At 66.2% G+C, this 12,790-nt stretch carries 17 protein-coding genes; 1 reads left to right on the top strand and 16 read right to left on the bottom strand.

Annotated elements, in window-relative coordinates; genetic code table 11:
• Positions 1–15: 15 nt before the first annotated feature.
• Positions 16–465: a 50S ribosomal protein L13 gene (gene rplM, locus QSJ59_RS18125; RefSeq protein WP_285760801.1), complete on the bottom strand. Its 450-nt coding sequence runs from the start codon at positions 463–465 to the stop codon at positions 16–18.
• A gap of 1,555 nt (positions 466–2,020) precedes the next feature.
• On the opposite strand from rplM, the gene QSJ59_RS18120 reads away from it, so the two are divergent.
• Entirely contained in the window at positions 2,021–3,013 is a 993-nt protein-coding gene (locus QSJ59_RS18120; RefSeq protein WP_285760800.1) for a hypothetical protein, read from the top strand.
• 110 nt (positions 3,014–3,123) lie between these two features.
• On the opposite strand, the gene truA is transcribed toward QSJ59_RS18120, so the two are convergent.
• The 15 genes from truA to rplR all read right to left on the bottom strand — a co-directional run bounded on the left by truA (position 3,124) and on the right by rplR (position 12,788).
• A complete protein-coding gene (gene truA, locus QSJ59_RS18115) occupies positions 3,124–3,966 on the bottom strand; it encodes a tRNA pseudouridine(38-40) synthase TruA (protein WP_432707500.1) in 843 nt (280 codons plus the stop codon).
• Positions 3,967–4,050: 84 nt separating this feature from the next.
• Positions 4,051–4,560 (bottom strand): 50S ribosomal protein L17, encoded by a 510-nt coding sequence (gene rplQ, locus QSJ59_RS18110; protein WP_285760799.1) that lies wholly within the window; start codon positions 4,558–4,560, stop codon positions 4,051–4,053.
• 63 nt (positions 4,561–4,623) lie between these two features.
• The gene (locus tag QSJ59_RS18105; protein ID WP_285760797.1) at positions 4,624–5,643 is read right to left on the bottom strand and encodes a DNA-directed RNA polymerase subunit alpha; all 1,020 of its coding nucleotides are present in this window, start codon (positions 5,641–5,643) and stop codon (positions 4,624–4,626) included.
• Between the two features lie 162 nt (positions 5,644–5,805).
• Positions 5,806–6,210, bottom strand: coding sequence for a 30S ribosomal protein S11 (gene rpsK / locus QSJ59_RS18100; protein WP_285760796.1), 405 nt, complete (start codon positions 6,208–6,210; stop codon positions 5,806–5,808).
• A gap of 70 nt (positions 6,211–6,280) precedes the next feature.
• Complete coding sequence (gene rpsM, locus QSJ59_RS18095; RefSeq protein WP_285760795.1) at positions 6,281–6,661, bottom strand: 30S ribosomal protein S13; 381 nt, start codon at positions 6,659–6,661, stop codon at positions 6,281–6,283.
• 205 nt (positions 6,662–6,866) lie between these two features.
• The gene (gene rpmJ / locus QSJ59_RS18090) at positions 6,867–6,980 is read right to left on the bottom strand and encodes a 50S ribosomal protein L36 (RefSeq protein ID WP_013156136.1); all 114 of its coding nucleotides are present in this window, start codon (positions 6,978–6,980) and stop codon (positions 6,867–6,869) included.
• 66 nt (positions 6,981–7,046) lie between these two features.
• Positions 7,047–7,268, bottom strand: a complete 222-nt coding sequence (infA, locus tag QSJ59_RS18085; RefSeq protein ID WP_017593374.1) for a translation initiation factor IF-1 — start codon at positions 7,266–7,268, stop codon at positions 7,047–7,049.
• Positions 7,269–7,519: 251 nt separating this feature from the next.
• Positions 7,520–7,972, bottom strand: a complete 453-nt coding sequence (locus QSJ59_RS18080) for a DUF1707 SHOCT-like domain-containing protein (RefSeq protein ID WP_285760793.1) — start codon at positions 7,970–7,972, stop codon at positions 7,520–7,522.
• Between the two features lie 94 nt (positions 7,973–8,066).
• Positions 8,067–8,891 carry a type I methionyl aminopeptidase gene (gene map / locus QSJ59_RS18075; RefSeq protein ID WP_285760855.1) on the bottom strand — a complete coding sequence of 275 codons (825 nt, stop codon included), beginning with the start codon at positions 8,889–8,891 and terminating at the stop codon, positions 8,067–8,069.
• Entirely contained in the window at positions 8,891–9,460 is a 570-nt protein-coding gene (locus tag QSJ59_RS18070) for an adenylate kinase (protein WP_285760792.1), read from the bottom strand. Before QSJ59_RS18070 ends, map begins: the two co-directional genes overlap by 1 nt.
• Positions 9,461–10,786: a preprotein translocase subunit SecY gene (secY, locus tag QSJ59_RS18065; protein WP_285760791.1), complete on the bottom strand. Its 1,326-nt coding sequence runs from the start codon at positions 10,784–10,786 to the stop codon at positions 9,461–9,463.
• Between the two features lie 304 nt (positions 10,787–11,090).
• Positions 11,091–11,558 carry a 50S ribosomal protein L15 gene (rplO, locus tag QSJ59_RS18060; RefSeq protein ID WP_285760790.1) on the bottom strand — a complete coding sequence of 156 codons (468 nt, stop codon included), beginning with the start codon at positions 11,556–11,558 and terminating at the stop codon, positions 11,091–11,093.
• Positions 11,558–11,740 (bottom strand): 50S ribosomal protein L30, encoded by a 183-nt coding sequence (gene rpmD, locus QSJ59_RS18055; RefSeq protein WP_285760789.1) that lies wholly within the window; start codon positions 11,738–11,740, stop codon positions 11,558–11,560. The genes rplO and rpmD overlap by 1 nt, the downstream gene beginning before the upstream one ends.
• Positions 11,741–11,743: 3 nt before the next feature.
• Positions 11,744–12,349, bottom strand: a complete 606-nt coding sequence (gene rpsE, locus QSJ59_RS18050) for a 30S ribosomal protein S5 (protein WP_285760788.1) — start codon at positions 12,347–12,349, stop codon at positions 11,744–11,746.
• Positions 12,350–12,398: 49 nt separating this feature from the next.
• Positions 12,399–12,788 (bottom strand): 50S ribosomal protein L18, encoded by a 390-nt coding sequence (gene rplR / locus QSJ59_RS18045; RefSeq protein ID WP_285760787.1) that lies wholly within the window; start codon positions 12,786–12,788, stop codon positions 12,399–12,401.
• Positions 12,789–12,790: the final 2 nt, after the last annotated feature.

Raw genomic sequence — 12,790 nt, 5'->3', positions numbered from 1 at the left:
TAGTCTCGCGAACGCCTAAGCGGGCTGCTCGATCTTGGTGATTTCGAACGGCACCGGCTGCTGGGCCTGGTGCGGGTGCTCCGGCCCGGCATAGACCTTGAGCTTCTTGGCGATGTCGCGGCCAAGGGAGTTCTTGGGCAGCATGCCCTTGATGGCCTTCTCGACGGCGCGCTCGGGGTTCTTCGCGAGCAGGTCGCCGTAGGAGACCGACCGCAGACCACCCGGGTAGCCGGAGTGCCGGTAGGCCCGCTTCTGCACCAGCTTGTTACCGGTCAGCGCCACCTTGTCGGCGTTGACGATGATCACGAAGTCACCGGTGTCGAGGTGGGGCGCGAAGTACGGCTTGTGCTTACCGCGGAGCAGCACGGCGACGTGGCTGGCCAGCCGGCCGAGCACGAGGTCGGACGCGTCGATGACGTGCCACTGACGCTGGACATCGCTGGGCTTGGGGCTGAATGTGCGCACGATCGTATTGCCTTCTCAGTCGGCGGTGTCCATCTCCGCGAGCGGAAATGGGGAACTCGTATTACTGGACCGGACCACCCGCGGTGTGGAGGTCGGCCCGATGGTCTGAGTGCGCAGACAGTGATGCGTGATCGGCGCCCAACGAGATCAAGTGGGAACCCACGGCAACTCAACGCACAACGACGGAGAATCATAACCACCGGACACGCTACGGGTCAAAACGGCCCATGATGCTTACGTCTGTTTTCATGGGCCGGCCAGTGGTCCTGCCGGGGCACGTGATTACTCCACTCTCATTATGCCTTGCCCGATGAGTGGTTTGGTCCCGCCGTCGACCATCGCCCACCAGGAACGCCTGTCCGACAGCGGAGAGCGGCACGGAAAGCCCCCGGCACGCGATGCAGTATTGGGATATTGGCCTCAGACAAACACCTAATAGGATGGGAGAGGCACTACCGGCGCGAACGCGAGCATAGCGCGTACCCGCAGTGGGGTGGTCACGCTACCGGACACCATGCTCCGCGGCAGCAACAGCGCTCCGCTCCACCTGCGCACCCGCACCTGTGCCTGCCGGACGCGCACGTCCAGGAGCGGGGCTCCGCCCCCGGTTTCACCCACGCATCGACCGATGGGGCCATACCCTCCCGGTGCCCCCGGCCGCCCCCGGCCCCACCGTCCCACAGTCGACCGAGGAGAAGCCGAACACCGTAGATCGGACGGCGTTTTCCGACGCGAGCAGCAGACGACCTGCCCCCACCGGTCGAAGAGTTCCCAACCGACCTCAGGCGCGCGAGAATACGAAGCTCGCGACGCACCACGCGGCGGGAGCGGGGTCCCCGAAGAGGGCCGCTCACCGCCCACGGACAGTCCCCGGAGTTCTCCCATCGCATCGCACTCGAACGAGCCCGCCGACGGTTACGATTCCCCCTCGGCCAGGCCTCAGCACCCCCTGACACCCCACTCCGACGAGGACCGGGCGGCCCAAGGCACACCCTGGGACGACCCCCTCCAGCCAGGAGCCTCCTCGGGGCCCCAGCCCCGGCACAGCTACCGCATCGACGACCCCCTCGGTCCTCCGACCCCGCCTGCGGAGCAGCCCTTCTCGGGTCCGCAGCACCCGGCGAACAGCTGGGGCGCCCAGGGGGCGCCGGCACCCCACCCGGGCCAACCCCACCCCCCTTGGGACACCCCGACCGGAGGCCATCTCCCATCGCAACACGGCCCCCAGCAGCCGTGGACCCCGCAGGGCCCTCCACCGCCACCGGCCAACCCCGCCCAACCACCCACCTGGCACACCCAACAACCGCCCCCCTGGTCCTATGGGCAGCCCGGCGGTCCACCGCCGGCACCTTCGGCCCCCCGCCCCTCCCTCAATGCCCTCCCTCCCGCGCCCCCTGCAAAAGGCCATGTCCCCCCGGGGCAATGGGCGGCCCCCGAGCAGCCGTGGACCCCGCAGGGCCCTCCACCGCCACCGGCCGACCCCGCCCAACCACCCACCTGGCACACCCAACAACCGACGCCGCCGGAGTCGCACGGCCAGCCTCTTCAGGGACGCGTGCTCTCACCGCAGTCCGGACAGGGCCGGTACCCGGACGCGGACGAGGGCGTGACCCAGGCCATCCCGCCGGTGCGCGAAGACGACAACGTCACCCAGGCCATCCCGCCGGTACCCGATGAGGACGCGACCCAGGCCATCCCGCCCGTACGCGAGGACCTTTACGGCGGCCGCCCCATGTTCCGCGACGAAGTGCCGCCCCAGGAGAAGACCGCCAGTACCGCTCAGATCGACCTCTCCGGCTTCGACGAGTACAGCGAGGAGCGCCGCAGCAAACGCGGCGGTCGCGGCCGCAACGGTGGCGGTGGCGGTGGCGGCAGAAACGGGCGGGGCAGCCGAGGGAGCGGAGTGGACCGCACGACCCTCGCCATGGCGGGGGGCTTTGCCGCACTCGTGGTCATCGGTGGCGGCGGGGCGTTCCTGCTCGCCACCAGCGGCGGTCAACCGGACCCCGCGGACTTCGACACCACCCTGGTCTCGGACGAATCCACCGATCCCGCGCCGCTCAAACCAGGCGAGCTCTTCGCCCAGGAGAACGTCGAAATCAGCGGCGAGACATACACCCTGGTGGTCAACGACGACACCGACAAGTGCGAGACGACCGCACAGGGCGATTTCGGGCAGGTCCTCGACGACAACGGGTGCCGACAAGTGGTCCGGGCCACCTATGTCAACGAGTCGCTGACCCGCGCCGTCACGGTAGGAGTCGCCGCGCTTCCCGACACCGTCAGCGCCAAGGCTGTGCACGAGGGGCAGGACCCCGCCGAACTGCAATGGTTCGCCGGACTCGCCGGACCTGAGGGAACGGGTGCGGAACGCCTCGAAGGCGCGGGCGGTCACGCGTCCGGCGCGCTGTGGGGCCGCTACGTCGTCTTCACCCTGACCGCCAACACCGACGGCAGCACACCGGAGGAGGCGGACTCCGCACTCGCCGAAACCGGTGAAGAGTTCATCGACCTGGCCCTACGGCCGCTCGGAGAACGGGCCCTCTAGATCGGGCAGCCGCCGCGGTGGGACCCCCCACCGCGGCGGCGACCGACGGACCCTGCGCTACGCGGACCGGCCGGCCCTTCCCGCCCTCTCTGCGGTCCGGCGCCCTTCGCTCAGGAAGCGTCTTTCGGGGCGAGCGTACGGAATCGGCGGGTCTGCGCAGCTCGTGCCGCCAGCTCGCCGTCGGAGGGATAGCGCACCTCCTCAAGGCTGAGCCCCCGCGGCGACACCACATGCACGGAAGAGTCGCGCACCCGGGCCGACAGGACCTCGGCCGGCCAGTCGGGGCCCCGACGCCCGTCGCCCACCGCCAGGAGCGCACCGACCAGGGCACGGACCATGTTGTGGCAGAACGCGTCAGCCTGGACCGTACCGGCGTAGAGGTGCTCCCCCTCCCTCTCCCACTCCACCCGCTGAAGTTCGCGAATGGTGGAGGCTCCCTCACGCCTGCGGCAATAAGCTGCGAAATCGTGCTCTCCGAGCAGTTTGGCCGCTGCCCGGTTCATCAGGTCCACATCCAGCGGGTGGCGGTGCCACAGCACGTCGTTCCTGCGCAGCGGGTCGACCCCGCCCGGAGCATCACTGACCCGATAGACGTAGCGGCGGAACAAGGGGGAGAAACGCGCGCTGAAGCCCTCTGGTGCACGGCCGACCGCGCGTACACGAACATCGGGGGGCAGCACTCCCGCCAGCCTGCGCAGCAACCGGTCGCCTTCCTCGGCCCACAGCCGAGCAGGGATCGCGACCTCCGCGACCTGACCCCGAGCGTGCACACCCGCGTCGGTACGCCCGGCACAGCCGATGGCGGCTTCTTGTTCCAACCGCAAGACACGGGCAAGCGCCTCCTGGAGCGTCCCCTGTACGGTGCGCAACCCCGGCTGATGGGCCCAGCCGGAGAAATCGGTGCCGTCGTAGGAGATGTCGAGTCGGAGCCAGACCTGTTCCTCGTCGTTCAACAGCCGTTCCCCTTGGATACCAAGAATGCCCGGCCCCTGAGGGGACCGGGCACTCCTGTGGTGCGAATACAGGCGTCGAGCGCCTTACTTCTCGGTGCTCTCCGCAGCCTCGGCATCGCCTTCGGCCGGAGCAGCGGTCTCCTCCGAGGCGGCCTCGGCGGACTTCTCCTCGGCCTTGGTGTCCTCGGCCTTGGTCTCCTGCGCAGGGGCCGGAGCCGTGGTGGCAGCCGGGGCAGCCAGTGCCTCGACCAGCTCGATCACGGCCATGGGCGCGTTGTCGCCCTTGCGCGGACCGACCTTGGTGATGCGGGTGTAGCCACCGCTGCGGTTCTCGTAGCGCGGGCCGATCTCGGTGAAGAGCTCGTGCACGACGCCCTTGTCCAGGATCTTGGTCATCACCTGGCGACGCGCGTGCAGGTCGCCGCGCTTGCCGAGGGAGATGAGCTTCTCCGCGTAGGGGCGCAGGCGCTTGGCCTTGGCCTCGGTGGTCTTGATCCGACCGTGCTGGAACAGCGAAGTCGCGAGGCTCGCCAGCATGAGCCGCTCATGCGCTGGGCCGCCACCCAGGCGAGGGCCCTTCGTGGGCGTGGGCATGTGTCGTTCTCCTAGTGTGCGATCGGTCCGGCCGCACTCGGCCGCCGACCAAGGTCTTCGGGGCTAGTACTGCTCGGTCTCGACGTAGGACTGGTCGTCCTCGTCGGATCCGTAGGAGTCGGCCGCGCTCGTGGGGTCGAACCCAGGCGGGGAGTCCTTCAGCGAAAGCCCCATGTCGATCAGCTTCTGCTTGACCTCTTCGATGGACTTCGCGCCGAAATTCCTTATATCCAAGAGGTCCTGCTCAGAGCGGGCGACAAGTTCGCCCACGCTGTGGATGCCTTCGCGCTTCAGGCAGTTGTAGGAGCGCACCGTGAGGTTGAGGTCCTCGATGGGCAGCGCCAGGTCCGCGGCAAGCGCCGCGTCCGTGGGCGAGGGGCCCATGTCGATACCCTCGGCGTCGACGTTGAGCTCACGGGCCAGACCGAACAGCTCGACCAGGGTCTTACCAGCGCTCGCCACCGCGTCACGGGGACGGATGGACGGCTTGGTCTCGACATCCAGGATGAGCCGGTCGAAGTCGGTCCGCTGCTCGACTCGGGTCGCCTCGACCTTGTAGGTCACCCGCAGCACCGGGGAGTAGATGGAGTCGATCGGAATACGACCGATCTCCTGTCCGGGCTGCTTGTTCTGCGTCGCCGAGACGTAACCGCGGCCGCGCTCGACCGTCAGCTCCATCTCCAGCTTGCCCTTGCTGTTCAGGGTCGCGATGTGCAACTCGGGGTTGTGCACCTCGACACCGGCCGGGGGCGCGATGTCAGCAGCGGTGACGACACCCGGGCCCTGCTTGCGCAGGTACATCAGCACCGGCTCGTCGTGCTCGGAGCTGACGACGAGACCCTTGAGGTTCAGGATGATCTCGGTGACGTCCTCTTTGACGCCGGGCACGGTGGTGAACTCGTGCTCGACGCCCTCGATGCGCAGGCTGGTGACAGCCGCACCGGGGATGGACGACAGGAGAGTCCGACGCAGCGAGTTGCCGATCGTGTAACCAAAGCCCGGCTCCAGGGGTTCGATGACGAACTTGGAGCGGTATTCGGAGATCGACTCCTCGATCAGGGTGGGACGCTGAGCAATCAGCATTGTCCGTTACTTCCTTTCCCACGGCCGCCCGCTATATGACGGCCACTGGCCGGCTCCACGGCGCGTGGAGCCGCAACTATTACCTTGAAGGTGCCCGGTCGGGCCGCCGCCCAAGCCTGACGGCCGAGGCGGACGGCACAACCGGTGCGAATGGGACCGGGATCAGACCCGGCGACGCTTCGGCGGACGGCAGCCGTTGTGCGGAACCGGCGTGACGTCCTGGATCGAGCCGACCTCCAGGCCGGTCGCCTGGAGCGAGCGGATCGCGGTCTCGCGGCCGGAGCCGGGACCCTTGACGAAGACGTCGACCTTGCGCACACCGTGCTCCTGAGCGCGGCGGGCGGCGGCCTCGGCCGCCATCTGGGCGGCGAACGGCGTGGACTTACGAGAGCCCTTGAAGCCGACCTGCCCGGAGCTTGCCCACGCGATCACCGCACCGGTCGGGTCGGTGATGCTCACGATGGTGTTGTTGAACGTGCTCTTGATGTGAGCGTGTCCGTGGACAACGTTCTTCTTTTCCTTGCGGCGCACCTTACGCGCGGCGCCCTGACGGCCCTTAGGCGGCATTCCTCAAACTCCCAAGATCATCGGTCCGTTGTGACTTCCGGACCCGTAAAAACGGTCGAGTCCGGACGGACTACTTCTTGCCGACCTTCTTCTTGCCGGCCACGGTCTTCTTCTTGCCCTTGCGGGTACGCGCGTTGGTCTGCGTGCGCTGACCGTGGACCGGAAGGCCACGGCGGTGCCGGATGCCCTGGTAGCAACCGATCTCGATCTTGCGGCGAATGTCGGCTGCGACCTCGCGCCGCAGGTCGCCCTCGACCTTGTAGTTGGCGTCGATCCACTCACGGAGCTTGACGAGCTCGTCCTCGGTGAGGGCGTGAACGCGGGTGTCGGGGTTGACACCGGTGTTGGCGAGGGTTTCGGTCGCGCGCGTGCGGCCGATCCCGAAAACGTAGGTCAGAGCGATCTCCACCCGCTTTTCGCGGGGGAGGTCAACGCCTGCAAGGCGTGCCATCTGGGCGAACTCCTTTGTGCTTTGCGGAGGTCTGTCCCGTCCCTGTTCCTCTCATCGCCCAATCGACGAGGCCCCGGCCTCCGACCGGGGGTGGTCCCTTCCAGGCGCGATGCGCCGGTCCGGGATCGGAACGAGATTCTTCATGTGCGCCGCGCCGGGCCGTGACGGCCGTGCGCGACCCGAGATGCCGCCGAGAAGAGCTGGACTAGCCCTGACGCTGCTTGTGCCGCGGGTCCGAGCAAATGACCATGATCCGGCCGTTGCGGCGGATCACTCGGCACTTCGCGCAGATCTTCTTGACGCTCGGCTTGACCTTCATGGGTTGCTCCGGGACTTGAGTCCACCTGCGCGCCGAACCTCGACGGTCTGCGCGCGAGCGGAGAAGCTACTTGTAGCGGTAAACGATGCGCCCGCGGGTGAGGTCGTACGGGCTGAGCTCCACGACCACACGGTCATCGGGAAGGATGCGGATGTAGTGCATTCGCATCTTGCCGCTGATGTGCGCGAGGACCTTGTGCCCGTTGTCGAGCTCCACTCGGAACATAGCGTTGGGGAGGGACTCGATAACGGAGCCCTCAATCTCGATGGCGCCGTCTTTCTTGGCCATATCCTCCACGCCTTCTGAAATCACCCCCGCACGCGGGGGAAGCACCGGACACGACGAACCCCGTTGATGGAGATCTCGGATCCGGCTGCGAAATTGAACACTGAAACTTCAGGTCAACTGCAATAGCATACGCCAACGTGAACGTCAGACGCGAATGGAGGCAGACTGACCCAACAACCCGAGTGTGGGCACAATCAGTTTAACGGATCGGACCGAGTGCCCCGGCCACCTACACGCCGCCGGACAGGGGCTCAGGACTGCGGGTCGTGTCCGCGGTTGAGAGCGACCACTCCGGCCGTCACGAACAGCATGACCACTCCCCAGGGAATCGCCACCCACAGGAACCACGGATAGTGCGTGCCGCCGCCGAGATAGACCATCAACCAGATGGAGAAGCAGAGCGTGTTGACGCCGGCCCACGTGAGCCACGGAATGACCAGGGCGGGATCGCGGAGCAGCCCCCCTTGACGGGCACCGGCGGGGGAGCCGGCGACCAGACCGGGAAGGTCGGCGAGATCGCGTTCGGGAAGGTCTTCGGTGACCAGCGCGAGTTCCTGGGCGGTCCGAGCACGGTAGACCGATCCGAGACGGGAGTTGAATTCGTCGCTGTCCAGCCGGCCCTGTGCGAAGTGTTCCTGCAGGCGCTTGGCGACAAGGTCGCGGTCGCCGTCGGACGCCCTGAGTTCGGGACTTGACTCGGACACCGTCACACCACCTCATCGACCACCATCGTGGCCCCCAGTCTAAGGCTCGCTCGGGACTCGCGAAGAATACCGCGAGCCCCGAAACGGCCACGGACTAGAAGCCGGGGTCGGGCAGTCCCATGTCGGCGATCTTGTCCCGGTTCTCCGCCCGGGCGGTGAGAACCAAAGGACCCTCGGCGGTGATGGCGACCGAGTGCTCGAAGTGGGAGGAACGCTTGCCGTCCTGGGTGACAACGGTCCAACCGTCGTCGAGTTGGACCACGTGGCGGGAGCCGAGGTTGACCATCGGCTCGATCGCCAGGCACATGCCCTCGACCAGCTTGATGCCGCGGCTGGTCTGCGCGTAGTTGAGGACGTGCGGTTCCATGTGCATTTCGGTGCCGATGCCGTGGCCACCGTATTCACGGACGTTGCCGTAGCGGCCCTGCGAGGCGATGTAACCACCGATCGCCTGTCCGATGTCGCCCAGTCGGTTACCGGGGCGAAGCATCGCGATGCCCTGCCACATGGCCTCTTCGCAGACGGCCATTCCCGCGAGGTCGGCATCGGGGACCGCACCGACCGCGACGGTGATGGCGGAGTCTCCGTGCCAGCCGTCGAGAATCGCCCCGCAGTCGATGGAGATGACGTCGCCGTCGGCGAGTACTCTCTCGGCGCTGGGGATCCCGTGCACGACCTCCTCGTTGACCGAGGCGCAGATCGACCCCGGAAAGCCGTGGTAGCCCTTGAAGGACGGCACGGCACCCGCGTCGCGGATGCTGCGCTCGGCGATCTCGTCGAGGTCGAGGGTCGTCATACCTGGCCGAACCGACGCCCTCAGGGTGTCGAGCGTGCGGGCCACGATCTGGCCCGCAGCCCGCATCTTCACGATCTCAGCCGGAGACTTCAGCTGGATGTTGGACTGACCTTTACGAAACATCACGCCTTGCTCTTCAGCGCGGCAAGCGCCCGCTCGGTGACGTCCTCGACCGAACCGATGGCGTCGACCTTCACGAGAAGCCCCTGCTCCTCGTAGAAGGAGACCAGCGGAGCGGTCTGCTCGCGGTAGACCACCAACCGGTGACGAATGGTCTCCTCGTTGTCGTCGCTGCGGTGGTCGATCGCCGCGCGCTCGGCGAGACGACGGATCACCTCTTCTTCGTCGACAACGAGTTCGAGGACCACGTCGAGCCGGCTGTCCAACTCGCCGAGCATCGTGTCCAGGGTTCGCGCCTGGGCCACGTTGCGCGGGAAGCCGTCCAGGAGGAAGCCGTCCCGCGCGTCCTCTTCTGCCAGTCGGTCCTTGACCATGGCGTTGGTGACCTCGTCAGGTACGAGGTCACCCCGGTCCATGAACGCGCTTGCCTGCTTGCCCAACTCCGTGCCACCACTGACGTTGGCACGGAAGATGTCACCGGTGGACACCTTCGGAATTGACAACTCTGACGCCAGGATCTGGGCCTGGGTACCTTTACCGGCACCGGGAGGTCCCACCAATACGGCACGCATCTATCGCAGAAAACCTTCGTAGTTTCTCTGCTGGAGGTGACTCTCGATCTGCTTCACCGTGTCCAGCCCGACACCGACCATGATCAGGATGCTGGTACCGCCGAACGGGAAGTTCGCAGAGGCTCCGGACGCTCCCAGAGCCAACATCGGCAGCAGCGCGATCAGACCCAGGTACAGCGCACCAGGGGTCGTCAACCGGGTGAGGACGTAGTCCAGGTACTCGGCAGTCGGACGCCCCGGGCGAATACTCGGGATGAACCCACCGTACTTCTTCATGTTGTCGGCGACTTCAGTGGGGTTGAAGGTAATCGCGACGTAGAAGAACGCGAAGCCCACGATCATGGCGAAGAAGGTTGCCATGTAGACCGGGTGGGTCCCCGTGGGATCGAAGTACTTGGTGAGGAAGTTCACCACCGGACTCTCGGAGTCGGAACCCATAAGGCCGACCGCGAGCTGCGGAAGGTAGAGCAGCGACGAAGCGAAGATGACGGGGATGACGCCGGCCTGGTTGACCTTGAGCGGGATGTAGGTGGAGCTTCCCCCGTACATCCGGCGACCGACCATCCGCTTGGCGTACTGCACCGGGATACGGCGCTGCGCCTGCTCGATGAAGACCACCGTCGTGATGAGGAAGAGGCCCGCCACACAGATGATGGCGAAGACCCACACGCTCTGCTCCTGCCAGATTCGCATCATGGAGGAGGGGAAGACCGCGACGATCTGCGCGAAGATCAACAGCGACATGCCGTTGCCGACGCCACGCTCGGTGATCATCTCGCCGAACCACATGATGACGCAGGTACCAGCCGTCATCACGAAGACCATCGTGATGAGGGTGATCAGGTCCTGGTTCATGTACTGGCTGGAGTCCTGACAGGACGTTCCCTGGAACAACTGCCCGCTGCGGGCCATGGCGATCATGCTGGTGGCCTGGAGGACCGCGAGGGCGACCGTCAGATAACGCGTGTACTGCGTGATCTTGGTCTGCCCGGCCTGGCCCTCCTTCTTCAGGCTCTCCAGCCGCGGGATCACCACCGTGAGCAGGTTCAAGATGATGCTCGCGGTGATGTAGGGCATGATGCCCAACGCGAAGATCGCAAGCTGCAGCAGCGCACCGCCACTGAACAGGTTGACCAGCGAGTACACCGAGCTGGAGCCGCTTGCGGGGTCCGTGACCTGCTCAACACACTGCTTGATCACAGCAGGGTTGACCCCAGGGGCCGGAATAACCGAGCCGAGCCTGAAGATGGTCAGGATGAATAGGGTGAAAAGCAGCTTGTTACGCAGGTCAGGCGTGCGGAATGCACGGACGAACGCACTTAGCACGTCTCCTCCTGCGAGGCTTCGGCAGCGGGACCGAATCGAGACATCGCGGCCGATCCTGGATCGTCGTAATCGTCAGCTCTACGCGAGAACGTAGAGCCCGGAAGTCTGGCAAGCAGATGGCAGATTAGCAGCCATCCGCGGATTGGTGTGGACCAGAGTGGACTCAAAATTGATCACTCCAGGTCACACAGGAGTCGCGCTCCGAAGAATTCGCGGCCCCGGAAAAGACAGGGGCGCCTGCCGGTCCACCCAATCTAGTGGGTTTACCCGGCAGACGCCCCATGAATCCACGTGGGAATCTCGCTTACAGCTCGGTGGCAGTGCCACCGGCCGCGACGATCTTCTCCTTGGCAGCCTCGGAGAGCGCGTTGACGCTCACCTGGACGGCCACGGAGATCTCGCCGGTTCCCAGGACCTTCACGAGCTGGTTCTTGCGAACCGCGCCCTTGGCGACCAGACCCTCGACGGTGACCTCGCCACCATCGGGGTACAGCTCGCTGATCCTGTCCAAGTTCACGACCTGGTAGGTGGTCTTGAACTTGGCGTTGGAGAAGCCCTTGAGCTTCGGGATCCGTCGGATGAGGGGCATCTGGCCACCCTCGAAACCGACGGGGACACTACCGCGAGCCTTCGTGCCCTTGGTACCGCGACCCGCCGTCTTGCCCTTGGACGCCTCGCCACGGCCCTTGCGGGTCTTGGCCTTGTTGGAGCCCGGAGCAGGACGCAGGTGGTGGATCTTGAGCAGCTCGTCCGGAGAGTACTTCTCGCTCATCAGCTGACCTCCTCGACAGTGACGAGGTGCGCGACAACGTTGATCTGCCCACGGACCTGAGGAATGTCCTCGCGGACCACGGCCTTGCCGATGCGTCCGAGGCCGAGAGTGGTCAGGGTGTCACGCTGCTTCTGCTTGCCGCCGATCTTGGATCGGACCTGCGTGATCTTCAGCTTCGCCATGACTTAAGCCCCCGCCTTCGCTTCCGCGCGAGCGCGCAGCATGGCGGCCGGAGCGACGTCCTCGATCGGCAGCCCACGGCGGGCCGCGATCTCCTCGGGACGGTTCAGGCCCTTGAGGGCGGCCACCGTCGCGTGCACGATGTTGATCGGGTTGGACGACCCGAGCGACTTGCTCAGGATGTCGTGGATGCCGGCGCACTCCAGCACGGCACGCACCGGGCCACCGGCGATAACACCGGTACCGGGAGCGGCCGGGCGGAGCATGACCACGCCGGCTGCGTCTTCGCCCTGGACCTGGTGCACGATCGTGCCCTGGATCCGGGCGACCTTGAAGAAGTTCTTCTTGGCCTCTTCGACACCCTTGGCGATGGCCGCGGGAACTTCCTTGGCCTTGCCGTAGCCGACACCGACCATGCCGTTGCCGTCGCCGACGACGACCAGAGCGGTGAAGCTGAACCGCCGGCCGCCCTTGACAACCTTGGCGACCCGGTTGATCTTCACTACGCGTTCGATGTAGGAGACACCCTTGTCGGCGGAGCCGCCGCGGCGATCGTCACGGCCACCAGAGCGCCGCTCGCCACCGGCGCCGCGCCGCGGAGCTGCAGCCATTAGTGGTTCCTCTTCCCGTCGATGAAAATGCGGTTGGCAGGAGTCATCACTAGAACTCCAGCCCGGCCGCGCGCGCGCCGTCGGCCAGCGCGGCGATGCGACCGTGGTACCGGTAGCCGCCACGGTCGAAGACGACCGACGTCACGCCGGCGGTCTTCGCGCGCTGGGCGAGCAGCTCGCCCGTCTTCTGCGACTTCTCGGTCTTCTTGCTCTCGTCGCCACGGATGGAGGCATCCATGGTGGAGGCGGACGCCAGGGTCAGGCCCTGGGTGTCGTCCACGATCTGCGCGACGATGTGCTTGGCGGACCGGGTGACGACCAGACGCGGACGCGCGGTCGTACCCTGAACCTTCTTGCGGACCCGCAGGTGCCGGCGCGACCGGGAGGCCGAGCGTGCGGCAGTGCCCTTGCGAGTAAGCGACGACCTCTTCTTCGCCATGC

This window comes from Nocardiopsis ansamitocini, assembly GCF_030268225.1.
Classification (GTDB): Bacteria; Actinomycetota; Actinomycetes; order Streptosporangiales; family Streptosporangiaceae; genus Nocardiopsis_D; species Nocardiopsis_D ansamitocini.
This window is presented reverse-complemented; position numbering and strand designations above follow the sequence as displayed.

Coding starts and splice junctions, on each gene's coding strand:
- rplQ (WP_285760799.1), bottom strand. CDS start 4,560: ATGCCCACGCCCACGAAGGGCCCTCGCCTGGGTGGCGGCCCAGCGCAT.
- QSJ59_RS18105 (WP_285760797.1), bottom strand. CDS start 5,643: ATGCTGATTGCTCAGCGTCCCACCCTGATCGAGGAGTCGATCTCCGAA.
- rpsK (WP_285760796.1), bottom strand. CDS start 6,210: ATGCCGCCTAAGGGCCGTCAGGGCGCCGCGCGTAAGGTGCGCCGCAAG.
- rpsM (WP_285760795.1), bottom strand. CDS start 6,661: ATGGCACGCCTTGCAGGCGTTGACCTCCCCCGCGAAAAGCGGGTGGAG.
- rpmJ (WP_013156136.1), bottom strand. CDS start 6,980: ATGAAGGTCAAGCCGAGCGTCAAGAAGATCTGCGCGAAGTGCCGAGTG.
- infA (WP_017593374.1), bottom strand. CDS start 7,268: ATGGCCAAGAAAGACGGCGCCATCGAGATTGAGGGCTCCGTTATCGAG.
- map (WP_285760855.1), bottom strand. CDS start 8,891: ATGTTTCGTAAAGGTCAGTCCAACATCCAGCTGAAGTCTCCGGCTGAG.
- QSJ59_RS18070 (WP_285760792.1), bottom strand. CDS start 9,460: ATGCGTGCCGTATTGGTGGGACCTCCCGGTGCCGGTAAAGGTACCCAG.
- rplO (WP_285760790.1), bottom strand. CDS start 11,558: ATGAGCGAGAAGTACTCTCCGGACGAGCTGCTCAAGATCCACCACCTG.
- rpmD (WP_285760789.1), bottom strand. CDS start 11,740: ATGGCGAAGCTGAAGATCACGCAGGTCCGATCCAAGATCGGCGGCAAG.
- rpsE (WP_285760788.1), bottom strand. CDS start 12,349: ATGGCTGCAGCTCCGCGGCGCGGCGCCGGTGGCGAGCGGCGCTCTGGT.
- rplR (WP_285760787.1), bottom strand. CDS start 12,788: ATGGCGAAGAAGAGGTCGTCGCTTACTCGCAAGGGCACTGCCGCACGC.